Origin of the sequence: Paenibacillus sp. J22TS3, assembly GCF_018403205.1 — a bacterium.
GTDB classification, from domain to species: Bacteria; Bacillota; Bacilli; order Paenibacillales; family Paenibacillaceae; genus Fontibacillus; species Fontibacillus tuaregi.
This window is the reverse complement of the sequence record NZ_BOSF01000001.1, coordinates 792,874-806,379: the sequence shown is the minus strand read 5'-3', so window position 1 is coordinate 806,379 and position 13,506 is coordinate 792,874. Positions and strand designations below refer to the sequence as shown.

14 protein-coding genes are annotated in these 13,506 nt (G+C 47.8%); 11 read left to right on the top strand and 3 right to left on the bottom strand.

Annotated features, from left to right (window positions below; all coding sequences use genetic code 11):
• The first annotated feature begins 11 nt into the window (after positions 1-11).
• From KJS63_RS03875 to KJS63_RS03865, 3 genes are all read left to right on the top strand, one after another.
• On the top strand, positions 12-308 hold the full coding sequence (locus KJS63_RS03875; RefSeq protein WP_213617997.1) for a YlaH-like family protein: 297 nt from the start codon (positions 12-14) through the stop codon (positions 306-308).
• A gap of 43 nt (positions 309-351) precedes the next feature.
• On the top strand, positions 352-1,401 hold the full coding sequence (locus tag KJS63_RS03870; protein WP_068616305.1) for an LCP family protein: 1,050 nt from the start codon (positions 352-354) through the stop codon (positions 1,399-1,401).
• A 113-nt stretch (positions 1,402-1,514) separates the two neighbouring features.
• Entirely contained in the window at positions 1,515-1,736 is a 222-nt protein-coding gene (locus KJS63_RS03865) for a hypothetical protein (protein WP_213617996.1), read from the top strand.
• A 39-nt stretch (positions 1,737-1,775) separates the two neighbouring features.
• Here the strand turns inward: KJS63_RS03865 and KJS63_RS03860 are convergent, their stop codons facing one another.
• Positions 1,776-2,471 carry a YhcN/YlaJ family sporulation lipoprotein gene (locus tag KJS63_RS03860; RefSeq protein ID WP_213617995.1) on the bottom strand — a complete coding sequence of 232 codons (696 nt, stop codon included), beginning with the start codon at positions 2,469-2,471 and terminating at the stop codon, positions 1,776-1,778.
• Between the two features lie 113 nt (positions 2,472-2,584).
• Between KJS63_RS03860 and KJS63_RS03855 the strand changes: the two genes are divergently transcribed.
• Both KJS63_RS03855 and KJS63_RS03850 read left to right on the top strand, forming a co-directional pair.
• Entirely contained in the window at positions 2,585-3,916 is a 1,332-nt protein-coding gene (locus KJS63_RS03855) for a PhoH family protein (protein WP_213617994.1), read from the top strand.
• A 412-nt stretch (positions 3,917-4,328) separates the two neighbouring features.
• A complete protein-coding gene (locus KJS63_RS03850) occupies positions 4,329-5,606 on the top strand; it encodes an ABC transporter substrate-binding protein (protein WP_213617993.1) in 1,278 nt (425 codons plus the stop codon).
• Here KJS63_RS03850 and KJS63_RS03845 read toward each other — a convergent pair.
• Both KJS63_RS03845 and KJS63_RS03840 read right to left on the bottom strand, forming a co-directional pair.
• On the bottom strand, positions 5,603-6,679 hold the full coding sequence (locus KJS63_RS03845; protein ID WP_244862477.1) for a coiled-coil domain-containing protein: 1,077 nt from the start codon (positions 6,677-6,679) through the stop codon (positions 5,603-5,605). The genes KJS63_RS03850 and KJS63_RS03845 overlap by 4 nt on opposite strands.
• A 174-nt stretch (positions 6,680-6,853) precedes the next feature.
• Complete coding sequence (locus tag KJS63_RS03840) at positions 6,854-7,090, bottom strand: DUF2626 family protein (protein WP_068616319.1); 237 nt, start codon at positions 7,088-7,090, stop codon at positions 6,854-6,856.
• Between the two features lie 289 nt (positions 7,091-7,379).
• On the opposite strand from KJS63_RS03840, the gene KJS63_RS03835 reads away from it, so the two are divergent.
• The 6 genes from KJS63_RS03835 (at position 7,380) to KJS63_RS03810 (ending at position 13,504) form a co-directional block, all read left to right on the top strand.
• Positions 7,380-8,033, top strand: a complete 654-nt coding sequence (locus KJS63_RS03835) for an RsfA family transcriptional regulator (protein ID WP_213617991.1) — start codon at positions 7,380-7,382, stop codon at positions 8,031-8,033.
• Between the two features lie 119 nt (positions 8,034-8,152).
• Positions 8,153-9,103: a ketopantoate reductase family protein gene (locus KJS63_RS03830; protein ID WP_213617990.1), complete on the top strand. Its 951-nt coding sequence runs from the start codon at positions 8,153-8,155 to the stop codon at positions 9,101-9,103.
• A gap of 62 nt (positions 9,104-9,165) precedes the next feature.
• A complete protein-coding gene (locus KJS63_RS03825; protein ID WP_068616326.1) occupies positions 9,166-9,555 on the top strand; it encodes a DUF3397 domain-containing protein in 390 nt (129 codons plus the stop codon).
• A 222-nt stretch (positions 9,556-9,777) separates the two neighbouring features.
• Entirely contained in the window at positions 9,778-11,451 is a 1,674-nt protein-coding gene (locus KJS63_RS03820; protein WP_213617989.1) for a peptide ABC transporter substrate-binding protein, read from the top strand.
• Positions 11,452-11,614: 163 nt separating this feature from the next.
• Complete coding sequence (locus tag KJS63_RS03815) at positions 11,615-12,547, top strand: ABC transporter permease (protein ID WP_213617988.1); 933 nt, start codon at positions 11,615-11,617, stop codon at positions 12,545-12,547.
• A gap of 9 nt (positions 12,548-12,556) precedes the next feature.
• A complete protein-coding gene (locus KJS63_RS03810) occupies positions 12,557-13,504 on the top strand; it encodes an ABC transporter permease (RefSeq protein ID WP_213618325.1) in 948 nt (315 codons plus the stop codon).
• Positions 13,505-13,506 lie beyond the last annotated feature (2 nt).

Sequence of the window (13,506 nt, the reverse complement as noted above, 5' to 3'; positions counted from 1 at the left end):
GGAGGGTTCTCATGCAGGACTGGTTTTCACACCATTGGTACATTTCATATTTGATTATCTTTGTACTTGTGGCCTACGTGTACAATAAAGTGTTCCGTGCGCAGCATAAGCTGCCTCTCTGGAAAGAGGCGATACTCTATGTATTGATGGCGATCGGCTGTGTCTTGCTGCTGATCTTCCAGATCTTCAGACTACCGATTATCCAGTGCCTGTTTGTAGCTGTGGTCCTGATGCTTATGGTGCGGATCCGGTATCTTGTTGAAGGACGTCAGAAGAAGAAGCAAACCCAAGTCCCGCCCGCTGAATAAAGCGGGCAGGCTATAACAGATCAGGAAAAAGGTGTTTTGATTCATGAATCCTAGAACCAGCGGTCTTCCCCCTAGAGAGGGAAGCCAAAGAACGGCTAAAGGCCGCCCGCAAAATAAAAGGAAAAAAAGCAAAGGCCGCAAATGGCTTAGAGTTCTGCTTATCCTTGTCATTGTGGCTGTACTGGCTGTCGGTGCATATCTTGGTAATTTGTATTTGACCTTGAATCGAGTGATCGATGATGCGGGAACCTCCAACACAGTGCCTGCCGAGAAGTCGGCCAAAGTCAAGCCGCTGACTGTGCTTCTCATGGGTACGGATTACCGTCCTGAAACAAAGACTCATCTTACTGACGTCATCATGGTGGTCGCATTCAATCCAGAGACGAAATCAGCCACCATTGTATCGCTGCCAAGGGATACCCGGTTTAAGGCCAAGGGTTATGGAACTGGCAAAATCAATTCGTTCTACCCGAATATTCTGGCGGATACGAAGGACCCGATAAAGGCTGGGGATACGATGAAAAAGCTGATGGGAGACTACTTTGATCTGCCTATTGATTATGTGACCATTCTGAATTTCCAGGGATTCAGGGATGTGGTTGACGCGCTTAACGGTGTGGACGTGAACGTGGATATGAACATGTGTTACCGTGATCGTGCGGATGGTACCGACATTAACCTGAAGAAGGGGCCGGCCCACTTGAACGGGAAGGATGCGCTGGACTACGTCCGCTACCGCAAATCCAACTGTAAGCCGAAGACGAAAGGCTCCGACGATTTCGACCGGAACCGCCGCCAGAATGAGGTGCTTCATGCCTTAATCGACCAAGCGAAGTCGATCAATGGAGTTATGGGAGCTGCTGATGTTATTAAGGCGGTAGGCAAGAATATGGAGACAGATTTTGAGTCCCAACAATTGAAGGATATGATTGCGACGTACTGGAACATTTCCAAGGATAATGTTCATTTCATGCCTGTAACCGGGGAATGGAAGAGCCCTTATGTCTATATCAACGACGATCAGTTGGAGAAGGCCAAGAAAGCTCTTCAAGATGAAATGGCGGGCAAGGTTACACAGGCAGTTACCAATTGAATGCAAGTTTTGGCGCATGTTATAATATAATAGGATAGACGGGATAACCAAGCTTTAATAAGGCATTAAGTTATCCTATGAAGATCGATTCAACTGTACGGGAGGCTGGCCGAATGTCAGAAGCTGTCGCGCAATGGTATGAATCCTTAATTCACTTCTTCTGTTCCCGTGCCGGGGTACTTTTGAATTCGGTCATTTCTATTGTCATTGGTGCAAAGATGAAAGCCCTGATGAAGGTGCAGAAATCTGTGCAGCAGGTTTGGTTCGCGAATTTGAATAATGCTGTGCATATGCTTGAAGGACAAGTGTTTGCTGCCGTAAGAAAAGCCCAGTGAGCTTAAGCTCACCGGGCTTTTCTGTTCATTTGGGACAATCTATGGACGCTCTGCTGGGGTATATTCCGTGGTCCCTGTTTGATGTTTCATCTTTGAAGTCTGCCGATGCCGAGGGGTAACGTGTTCTCCTGTAGGTGTATTCTGCTTCCTCGGAGTCACGTTACCCGGCGGAACGGAGCTTGAGCTGCCCTTCGTCCGGAGGTCTCCTTCTGGTGGCTTGGCAGGAGCAACGTCACGGGGCAGCTGAGGAACGATACGGCCGATAATGTCAGACAGCTCATTGCCGAAGCCGGAGAGGGGATGACCCTGCTGGACACTCTTGTTGATGTCTGCGATCCGGTGTGACAAGTCAACATCGGCTGTCACAATGGCATTCGCCCCGTGAGGGTCCTTCCGAAGAGCTTGGGCTACGGAATATTTAATGGTTCCGACCTTGGACCGGTCCAGGTTCCCGTCCACATCGAGGCCCACTACAGCGGTATTTCCAAATAGGACACAGTGGGCGCTTTTCACCCCTGGAACCCGGTTGGCAATGGACTCAAGATGTGCCTGAAGCGGTAATCCGCTTTGAGTTTGGTTAGATGGTATGTTGTTTCTTCCGGTCTGCTCATTGCTAAGTGTACGCGGCTTATTTCCCTTTTGACTCTGAGGAGAGGGTGATGCATTCTTATTAGCTGGTGTTCCGCAGCTTGAAAGCAGTAGTGCCGTTAATAGTAGACACAGCCATGTTCGCATGAATGTTCCTTCCTTTCGGGTAATCTCTGATTGTAGGTTTAGGCTACCCGAGCCGAAAGAAAAATATGTATGTGAATGAACAGGCTGCAAAGACCGCGGTGGAGGGGATAAAGATGAAAAAAATATTTGTCCTGGATACGAATGTATTGCTGCACGACCCCAATGCGATTTTTGCCTTTGAAGAGCATGAAGTGGTTATACCTGCTGTAGTTCTGGAAGAGATTGATTCCAAGAAACGCAACCCGGAAGAGATCGGGAGGAACGCCCGGGTAGTATCCAGATTGCTGGATGGGCTAAGGGAGAAAGGGCAGCTTCATAGCGGAGTAACCTTGGATCAAGGCGGAACTTTGAAGGTGGAGCTGAATCACAAGAGCTTTGTTAAAGTACAGGAAATGTTCGGGGAGGTCACGAATGATAACCGCATTCTTGCGGTTGCGCTGAACTATCATCTAGAGGAGCAGCAGTCGTTGAATCCCAGAGCCGTGATCCTGGTTAGCAAGGATGTGCTTGTCCGTATCAAAGCGGATGTGCTTGGGGTTCCTACGCAGGACTATCTGACCGACCGGACTGCAGGTCCTGGTGATCTCTATTCAGGGTATTCACATATAAAGGTTCATCCTTCTATTATCGATAACTTCTACACGTACCGTTCTTTGCAGATTCACACGCTGGGTCTGAATTTCGCCCTATACCCGCATGAATTCGTCATTTTGAAGGATGAGATGGGAACCGGGAAATCCGCTCTGCTGAAGGTGAACGAGGATGTTACCCAACTGGAGCCGCTGTATATGAGCAATGAGCCGGTCTGGGGCATCAGTGCCAGAAATGCACAGCAGCGCATGGCGCTTGAGCTTCTTTTAAATGATGATATTCCTCTTGTGACGATCACAGGCAAGGCGGGAACAGGTAAGACTCTGCTCACTCTTGCCGCAGGGTTGCTCAAAACCGAGGATGAGCACAAATATAAAAAGCTCTTGATCGCCCGCCCGGTTGTGCCTATGGGCAAAGATATCGGTTATCTTCCAGGCGAGAAGGAAGAGAAGCTGCGGCCTTGGATGCAGCCGATTTATGACAATCTGGAGTATCTGTTCGATACCAAGAAAGCGGGCGATATTGATAAAATTTTGATGGGACTCGGCAGTATTCAGGTGGAGGCGTTAACCTACATCCGTGGCCGGTCGATCCCGGGCCAGTTCATCATTATAGATGAGGCCCAGAACTTAACCCGTCATGAAGTGAAGACGATTGTCTCGAGGGTAGGTGAGGGCAGCAAAATCGTATTGGTAGGTGATCCGGAGCAGATCGACCATCCTTACTTGGATTCGTCAAGCAATGGACTAACCTATCTGGTTGAGCGGTTCCAGAGGGAAGGCATCAGCGGACATATTACCCTTGAAAAAGGGGAACGTTCTAAGCTCGCGCAGGTGGCGGCGGATTTGCTGTAGGTGATAAGCAATTCTGGATAACCGTTATGACTAGGATGATCCGGTTCATTGTGTAAATAGGAAAGACTGAACAGCACCTTCGCTAAACGAGATGGTGCTGTTTGGGCTTGAATGTTTTTGCTAAGGAAGACTGGTTTACATTAATAGGGACAAAGACGCAGGGAATTTGTTACAATACAACTATATAAAATGAACTTTAGAATTAACCGATCCCAGCTTCGATCCCGAGTGATTCTGAGGAAGCGGAGCGTCCACCTTTGTCTCCGAAATGCCCCTACTTGGATATCAAGCATTTTGGAGACAGCAGTGGTCGTAAGAACACTCGGCATCGCAGCTCCACAAATAGGGTAACCTTCACAAGTCCATTTTATATAGGAATGCAAACTTAAGGGCACGAGAGGAAGATCAGGTTGTGAAGTTAAGAAACCAATGGGTGCTTTTTGCTGTTCTGCTGCTTGCCTTGATCAGCTTGTCGCCGGGTGAGGAGTCTGCACTGACCCAGCAAGAGCGGCAGGGGGGAACTGGCTTTGTGCCTCAACCTAAGCAGAAGGCGGAGAAGGATATGGGGAGCATCCGGGTTGCAGTCTCGATGGAGCCTGAGGAATTCGACCGGCTGAATAAGTTGAATGAGCAGTTTATGGTAAAGCACCAGTTGGAAGTGGAGCTTGTAAATATCGAAGAGAAAGAGGCTTATCAGACCTATAAAACCAGCCTGGAGCTGGGAGAGGCCCCGGATGTCCTGCTGCTGGATAATGCCTGGGTCAGGGAATTTGCCTCCAAAGGATATCTTCTGCCGGTGGAATCTTATTATTCCGGTCAGGCAGGAGTAGATTCGCTGAGTACCTCACTCAATCAGAATACGTGGAACGGGTACCTTTGGGGTGTTCCCAAGGATCACGATCCTTACGTGATCATATATTCGCCAGGCCGGCTTCAGGAGCTGGGGTTCAAACAGCTTCCCCAGACTCAGGCGGAGTGGGCCGAGCTTGCAAGCAGGTTCAAGAAGCATAATCAGACCGCGGATTGGGTAGCGCTGAATATGAGTGATCCCTATGCGGATCTCTCTCTTTTGTGGCGTATGGGTCTGAGTATGAACTCCAGGAAGGATGAGGATTTTCATCTAACACCTGGCATGAAAAGCGCCTTCTCCCATGTGGCCGAGTTCCGGAGCCGCTTTTTTCCAGCAGCGGACAACCAGGCGGCCAGAGATCAGATTTGGGACAAAATGGAGCGCGGGGAAATTTTGCTGTATGTAACCCCGGCTTCCACTTTTGATGAGGACAACAACCCTTCGCTGAAGCTTGAGTTCCCCTCGTCAGCTAATGGAGTCCGAATGCTCTGGCTGAAAGGCCGGAGCTATAGCTTGACCGCCCAAAGCCAGCACATTAAGACCGCAGGGGCGTGGATTACTGAGATGACTTCCCCGGAGCAGCAAATCTCATCTTACAAAGAAGGAAACAAGCTTCCTGCAATGAAGGAGCTGTATCAGGATGTCAGATTAAAGGAGCTGCAGGCATGGCTTAATGCTATTCAGAACCGGGGCAAATCCGGCGCGCTGCCGGTTGATGCGAAGCTTCCTGAACTTTTATCACAGTTCTCTGCTGATGCTTCGGCTTATTTAAATGGTACGGGGAATATGGAGTCTTTCATGGCTTCCTTTACAAGATTAAACCATGCAGCTCGCCCTTAAAGGGCGAGCTTTAATTTTATAGTCATGACCCCAGGCTTCAGGGAGACTTCGGTTGCCTCAACAAGCGGAATGATCAGCTTCGGATAGAAGCCAAGGTCGAAATCCTCTTCAAGCTCACGGCAGGTCGTATCCGGCAGCACAAGGCCATTGAATACAAGCTTGTCCACATGGAACTGGATAGAATTCTGAGGTTCATTCTCTATGGTATAGTGGCCTTCCACCCGCAGCTGCAGCGAGTCGCGCTTCCCTTCGGCAATAATCTTCCCGTCCTCAAATGAAAAGGCAAACTGATTGAATAGCTCATCTTTGGTTCTCAGGAAAGTATTCAAATCTTCCTGCTTAATCGTAATCGTATAGTTAGTCCCCGAGGCAGTGATTTGGTTTCCGTTCTCTTTTAGAAAATCCGGAAGGTCTGTCATAGCAGAGGCTAGAGCTTTGAAATGACGCCTCACTTCAAATAAGCCCACGTTGTTCCAATAGGCATTCATTTCGGCAATCAGAGCTCTCAATCTCTCGGCATCCGAACGGCCCTTAAGCGATCCGTCAACGCTGGCTTGAAGCTTCTGGACACGTTCACGCTGGGTTAGAAGATTAGCCTTCAGCTCTGCAAGTTCAGCAAGCGCCTGATCTTTCTGGGTTCTGGTCTGAGCAAGGCTGCGGTAGGCATTCTGATAGTCGGTTAGAATGTCATGGTCCCTTTCAAATATCATATCCATATAATCGAGAATAGAAATAAAATGGCTGATGCTTTCCGCGGAGAGCAGGGCTGCGAACAAATCTTCTCTTTCCCCCATATAATAGGCGCGTATACGCTCGTCCGTCTGGGACTGGGTTTCTGTAATCTGAAGCTGTTTGGACTGAAGCTCTTTATCGAGGACTTGCAGATCCAGCTCAGCCTGACGCTGCTGTTCCTCGGTCTTGCTTATTTCCCGGTCAATTTCCACGATCGAAAGACTTTTCTCCAGAATCTTCTGAGTTTCTTCAGACAAAGGCTCGGCAAGGACGGGATAGGAAAGGATGACAGCGGAGAAGAACACAGCCAGGCTGCTGCAGATAATAAAACGGCGTAACAATGGGATCCTCTCCTTAGTATACTGTATCAAGGCCATTTCATTGGTTCAGAATCTATATGTAGAAGCATATAAGATTATATGTCTGAGCACCCTGAAATAGGCTTGGTAGGGCTAAAAAAAGGTGACCCGGCCGCAGCCGAATCACCTTTAGATGATCTTTGAGGCATAGCCGGTTTACAGCGGCAAGCCCATTTTAAATACCGTCCAATAGCTGAAGCCGGTAAATGTGACGATCATGTATCCCCAGAACAGCAGGATATACGTTCTTTCCGTAAATTTCAAATATCCGAAAATGACGAAAAAAGCAGTCTGCAAGAAGAATAGCAGGGCCATTTCGATCAAGTTCCCGGCGTAAGCCATAAGCCCGATGGCTAATGTGAAGAAACCAAGCACCCGGAACATGCGTGCCATGATTAATCCCCCTCTCGTATGTATGTAAGCGACCTCATTTTTCTAAATACATTATAACGAAATTGGTGGGGTGTGTAAACGAGAAACCAGAAATAAGAGGATCGTTTTCGGAGCTTAGAGGTATGACGAGCTAGATTTTTGGAAATACATTTTAGTATCAAATAGATTCTATGAACTCTAAGAGAGGCATAGGAATGGATTAAGCAGCTTTTTTACCTTATTCAGGTCGCCGGACTACCGGTTTATGAAGACGGTTATATTAGGATGTCGTTAGGAGGGTTTGTATCGCATGACAGCAGTAAGACAAGACGCATGGAGTGCAGAGGATGACCTAATATTGGCTGAGGTCACACTACGCCATATCCGTGAAGGAAGCACACAGCTGACTGCTTTTGAAGAAGTTGGGGAAAAAATCTCGAGAACACCGGCTGCTTGCGGGTTTAGATGGAACAGCTGCGTCCGCAAGAAATACGAGGCCGCTATTCAGATTGCCAAAGCCCAGCGCCAGAAGAGAAACTATCTTAAGAAACAAGCTCCGCTGGTAGGCGCAGGCAGTATGGCATCGCTTGCTTCCGTAGATTTGGAAGAGGGATTGTACAAAAATGAAGGGGTTTCCGAAGAAACGATATCGATTGATGCGGTAATCCGCTTTTTGCGCCAATGGAAAAATACGATTCAGGACAGCGGTCGTCATTTAAGATCCTTAGAAAAGAAAATCAGGGATAAGGAAGAAGAGATTTCTGCATTAAGAGAAGAGAACCGCAGATTATCCATGCAGGTGAATGAGGTCCAAACCGACTACAGAGTTGTAAATGATGATTACAAAGCGCTAATTCAGATTATGGACCGGGCACGCCGGCTTGCCTTCTTGAACGAAGAGGATGAGGAGTCAAAATCCCGGTTTAAGATGGATGCTAACGGAAACCTGGAACGAATTGAATAGGATTTGTACAAAACAAGATTCCCGTCCAGAAGGACGGGGATTTTTTTGTGATGCGGTGTAATGTCTTGATTTGGTATAAAGAGTATAGGAGAAACAAGGGCGAAAGGAGCTTGAGGAGCATGAGAGTTGACATTATAGGAACAGGGGCGTTAGGGATGTTGTTTGGGGCTGCGCTGTGTTCGGCCGGGGTACAGGTTCGCTTCTGGACACGGGGAGAAGGACAGGCAGAGGCTTTGCGCAGAGAGGGTGTGAGACTGCAAACAGCTGAGGATGCGGACATCTTGATTCCGCCTGGCCGGTGTTATGTGGGTGTCAGCAGCTCATTGGAATTATATGATCCGGATGAGGGCGGCTGGCCGGATTGGCTGTTTGTCACAACCAAACAGAGGCATATGAATGAGCAGCTCTTCGCACGAATTAAAGCACTGAAAGGGCCAAAGACGGGCATTATTTGTTTCCAAAATGGAGTCGGGCACGTACAGCGGCTAAGTGAGGCGCTTGGGGGAGAGCAGGTACTGGCTGCCTTGACGACGGAGGGGGCACGCCGAACCGGTTATGGCACCATCGTCCGTGCGGGGAAAGGGCAGACACGGATCGGGCTTCCTGGTGGACAACCCGTGTCAGATTGCCTGCGGGAATCGGCTGAAATTTTGGTTGGAAGGCTGACCGCGGCAGGAATTCCTGCGGTATTGTCGAATGACATCGATAAGGAAATTTTTCGCAAGCTGCTGATTAATGCTGCTATTAATCCGCTTACCGCAATTTGGAGAGTTCCTAATGGAGAGCTTCTCGCTACGGAGATGAGAAGAGGCCTCCTTCTGAGCCTGGTCCGTGAGACCTTGAGAATATATGACGAATATGGGATTCAATATGATCCGGACATGGAGGAGCAAGTGCTGGGGGTGTGCAGGTCCACATCAAGCAATACGTCTTCCATGCTTAAGGACGTTCTATCCGGGGAGATTACGGAGATTGATCAGATCAACGGCTATCTGGTGAAGCTGGCACAAGCGAGGGGAATACAGGCTCCAACGCTTGAGCTTGTCTGGCGCTTGGTCTCGGCAATGTAATTGACAGCTGCGCCGGATCTTCCTCTATAAAGCCTGGCTAAATTATCCGGGAGGTGTAAAGCATGAACATTCTGCTTGCTCCGTTTATATTTTTTAGTGTGATGCCGGTGATTCCATTTCTGCTGGTATTCTTCATTCACTATTTAAGCAGTGGTAAGAGAAACAAGAAGAAGTCCCTGCTTCTTGCGGTGGATGTGACCACCGTGTTTTTGATTTTCTCTGTATCCGCGTTGTTTAACCAGATATTTGCCTCTGGATTCGGCTTTTATCTGATCGTTCTTGTCCTGCTCATTGTCGGTGGACTTATTGGAGGGGCCCAGAACCGGATGAAGGGTCAGGTGGATATGAGAAGGCTGCTGAGGGCGGTCTGGCGATTGGCTTTTCTTGGTACAGGCTTGAGTTATGTTGTTTTTATGATTGTTGGTTTTTTTCCATACATATTAGGTGTGTAAGTAAGACATAATCTATATAGATGTAAATGGTATACTGGATATAAAATCCTTTCTTTACAATTCAAAAATGAATAAAATCACCTAAATTAAAGCATATCCAAATCGATATGCTTTTTTGTTTTCTTTAAACCCCAATTCTCAAGAAGCAATTACCAATATGATTTTTTGACCTGTGGTTGTATAATCGAGAGCACACACCAACTAAGTAAGGGAGACAGCTAGATGAACAGAAAGAGACTGCTTATTGTTGTAACACTTATACTTGCTTTCAGTACCGTGCTGGCAGCCTGTGGGAATGGAAATTCTGGAAACTCAACCCAAGGTAATGCCGGTAGTCAAAATACCACGCTTGCTGCAGATCAAACTTTCCATATCAACCTGGCTTCGGAACCGCCTACATTGGATCCGGCCCAGTCTCAGGATAATGTATCCAGTGCTGTGCTCAGAACTCTGTTTGAGGGCTTGACCAGTAAGGATAAGGACGGAAACGTTGTTCCAGGCGTTGCAGAGAAGTGGGAGCAGAATGGGAAGGAATATACATTCCACATTCGTAGCGATGCGAAATGGAGCAATGGTGATCCGGTAACCGCCAAGGATTTTGAATTCGCATGGAAACGGGTGCTCAACCCTGCGACAGTGCCAGCTCCTCCGTATGCATACCAGCTGTACTATATTAAGAATGCTCAGGCTTACAATGAGAAGAAGATTACGGATGCGAACCAAGTTGGTGTAAAAGCGATTGATGATAAAACACTGAAGGTTACTTTGGAGAATGAAACCCCGTATTTCCTGGGTTTGACCTCTTTCACAACGTATTATCCTGTTCATCAGTCTGTTAAGAACAACCCGAAGTGGGCAACTGACCCCAGCACCTTAGTTTCTAACGGACCGTTTAAATTAACAAACTGGACTACAGGACAGTCCTTGGAAGTAGACAAGAGTGACAAGTACTGGGATGCCAAGAATATTACTCTGACTAAAATCACTGCTTCTATCGTTGACCAAGCGGCAACGGAAGTAAGCAGCTATAAGAGCGGACAGCTTGATCTTGCGGGACAACCTATCGGTGAGATTCCTACGGATCAAATTGCTTCCTTGAAATCCGAGACTCCTAATGAGTTGACGATCAAGGGAATTGCATCAACGTACTATTATCTGTTCAATACAACTGCCAAGCCTTTTGATAATGTGAAAATCCGCCAGGCCTTCACTAAAGCCATCAACCGTAAGGCGTTGATTGAGAATGTGACGCTAGCCAATCAGATTCCAGCATTTGGACTGGTGCCACCAGGAATCAAAGGCGTGGATAAAGAATATCGCGCTGAGAATCCGGATTCCGTACTTGGCAATGAAGATGTTAATCAAGCCAAGACCCTGCTTGCGGAAGGTCTGAAGGAATCCGGACTTACGAAGCTGCCTAAGATTACTCTGATTTACAACACAAATGACAATCACAAGAAGCTGGCTTTGGCCATTGCCGACATGTGGAAACAGAATCTTGGCGCAGAAGTTACGATTCAGAATCAAGAGTGGGGCGTCTTCCTGCAGAACCGTAGAAACTTGAACTATCAAGTGGCACGTGCCGGATTCGGTGCTGACTACGATGATCCGATGACCTTTATTGATCTGTTTACATCAACTAGCGGCAATAACGATACCGGCTTCAAGAATGCGGAGTATGACAAACTTGTCAAAGATGCTTATGCAAACAGCGACAACAAAGCGCGTAATGAAGCGATGAAGAAAGCGGAGGACATCCTTATCAAGGACAATCAGGTTATTCTTCCGATTTACTACTATACCAATATTCAGTTGGTAAAACCTTACGTGAAGGATGTTATTGTAGACTACGCCGGTCAGCTCGACATCACTCGTGTCAAGCTGATGGAACATTAATTGTAATCCTGTCATAACTAAATGATGGCTTCGGGGTGTATATGGAGGAATTGATCCTCTATATATATCCCGATTTTTTATGTCAAGGAGTCTTTTCCATATCTTGTTTCAGTTGGAGAACTTTTTTAGAACTATACAAGGAAGATTGGGGTGAACAGCTGTTATGGCCCGGTATATTGCCAGTAAGTTTCTATATATGTTGGTATCTCTGCTTATTCTAATTACAGCCACCTTCTTCTTAATGAAGGCTATCCCGGGAAATCCGTTTATGTCTGAGAAGCAGGTGCCTCCTCAAATCCGGGAACGTCTAATGGAGCAGTATGGCCTCAACAAGCCGCTCATCGTTCAGTACGGACAGTATCTGAAGAATATTGCCCAAGGCGACTTTGGGATTTCCATGAAAATGCAGAACAAAGAAGTGACCGGTCTGATTACAGATACCTTCGGTGCTTCCCTGAAGCTCGGTCTCGTAGCGATTGCAGTCTCTGTAATCGTGGGCGTCTTGCTGGGACTTCTTGCAGCTCTCTATCACCGCAAGCTGATTGATAATGTGGCAATGGTGCTGGCCGTACTTGGAATCGCGGTGCCAAGTTTTGTAGTTGCTTCCATGCTTCAGTTCGTGTTTGCGCAGAAGGCTGGCATCTTCAATGTCATGGGCTTCAATGGACCACTCGACTATGTTTTGCCAGTGGCGGCGCTTGCCGCGCAGCCGATTGCATTCATTGCCCGTCTGACCCGCTCCAGCATGCTGGAAGTGCTGCATGCCGACTACATTAAGACGGCCAGAGCCAAAGGGCTGAACTGGGTAACCATTCTGTTCAGGCATGTTGTCCGCAACGGGATTCTGCCGGTTATCACCTATTTGGGACCGATGACGGCGAACATCATCACCGGCTCGGTTGTTATCGAGCAGATCTTCGGAATCGGCGGCCTTGGTAAAGTGTTTGTATCCAGTATCAGTAACCGAGATTACACACTGATTATGGGTGTGACCATATTTTATGGCGTGATTCTGATGCTTGCCCGTTTCTTAACGGATATCGCTTATGTATTCGTAGATCCTCGTATTAAATTGTCGAACAGAAAGGAGGGCTAACCGTTGGAAATGAAGAATGAGCTAATTCCGCAAGCCTCCGCCGCAAATTTGACAGCTGAGGACTTCCAGAAGATGGGAGCGGATGAGAAGCAGTCCGAAGTGATCCAGCGCGAGAGTCTCTCCGCTTGGCGGGATTCATGGGAGCGCCTGCGTTCCAACAAGCTGGCGATGGCCGGGCTGATTGTAATGGCCCTCGTTGTCCTTATGGCTATCGTTGGCCCGATGATCTCCAAGTTTGATTACCAGACGAACGATCTCATGAATACGAACAAACCACCATCCTCACTTCACTGGTTCGGTACAGACGATCTGGGAAGGGACATGTTCGTGCGGACTTGGATGGGAGCCCGAATTTCTCTGATTGTTGGACTGGCCGCCGCATTGATTGATCTTATGATCGGGGTAATCTACGGAGGCATTATGGGTTACTTCGGCGGACGTGTAGATGAGGTTATGAACAAATTCGCAGAAATTTTATATGCGATTCCTTATCTGCTCGTCACCATCCTGCTGTTGGTTGTTTTTGAACCGTCCCTTGGCACCATTATTCTGGCCCTGACGATAACCGGTTGGATCAACATGTCGTGGATCGTCCGCGGGGAGATTATGCAGCTCAAAAGCAGAGAATATGTGCTGGCTTCACGCTCCATGGGGGCAGGCTCAGGAAGATTGCTGTTCCGTCATCTACTTCCGAATGCGATGGGTCCGATTATTGTAACCCTGACCCTGTCGGTACCGAATGCCATCTTCTCCGAGGCATTTCTAAGCTACCTTGGGCTTGGTGTGCAGGAGCCTGTTGCTTCCCTGGGGTCTATGATCAGCGCTTCCTTGTCAGGCTGGATGCTGTACCCTTGGCGTATGCTGTTTCCTGCTCTCTTAATCAGCTTGACGATGCTTGCATTTAATATATTTGGAGATGGTCTGCGCGATGCGCTTGACCCTAAATTGAAGAAGTAGGA

Excerpts from the sequence above, each read along its gene's own strand:
- KJS63_RS03815 (WP_213617988.1), top strand. The coding sequence starts at position 11,615 with ATGGCCCGGTATATTGCCAGTAAGTTTCTATATATGTTGGTATCTCTG.
- KJS63_RS03835 (WP_213617991.1), top strand. The coding sequence starts at position 7,380 with ATGACAGCAGTAAGACAAGACGCATGGAGTGCAGAGGATGACCTAATA.
- KJS63_RS03840 (WP_068616319.1), bottom strand. The coding sequence starts at position 7,090 with ATGGCACGCATGTTCCGGGTGCTTGGTTTCTTCACATTAGCCATCGGG.
- KJS63_RS03820 (WP_213617989.1), top strand. The coding sequence starts at position 9,778 with ATGAACAGAAAGAGACTGCTTATTGTTGTAACACTTATACTTGCTTTC.
- KJS63_RS03870 (WP_068616305.1), top strand. The coding sequence starts at position 352 with ATGAATCCTAGAACCAGCGGTCTTCCCCCTAGAGAGGGAAGCCAAAGA.
- KJS63_RS03860 (WP_213617995.1), bottom strand. The coding sequence starts at position 2,471 with ATGCGAACATGGCTGTGTCTACTATTAACGGCACTACTGCTTTCAAGC.
- KJS63_RS03875 (WP_213617997.1), top strand. The coding sequence starts at position 12 with ATGCAGGACTGGTTTTCACACCATTGGTACATTTCATATTTGATTATC.
- KJS63_RS03825 (WP_068616326.1), top strand. The coding sequence starts at position 9,166 with ATGAACATTCTGCTTGCTCCGTTTATATTTTTTAGTGTGATGCCGGTG.
- KJS63_RS03830 (WP_213617990.1), top strand. The coding sequence starts at position 8,153 with ATGAGAGTTGACATTATAGGAACAGGGGCGTTAGGGATGTTGTTTGGG.
- KJS63_RS03855 (WP_213617994.1), top strand. The coding sequence starts at position 2,585 with ATGAAAAAAATATTTGTCCTGGATACGAATGTATTGCTGCACGACCCC.
- KJS63_RS03865 (WP_213617996.1), top strand. The coding sequence starts at position 1,515 with ATGTCAGAAGCTGTCGCGCAATGGTATGAATCCTTAATTCACTTCTTC.
- KJS63_RS03810 (WP_213618325.1), top strand. The coding sequence starts at position 12,557 with ATGAAGAATGAGCTAATTCCGCAAGCCTCCGCCGCAAATTTGACAGCT.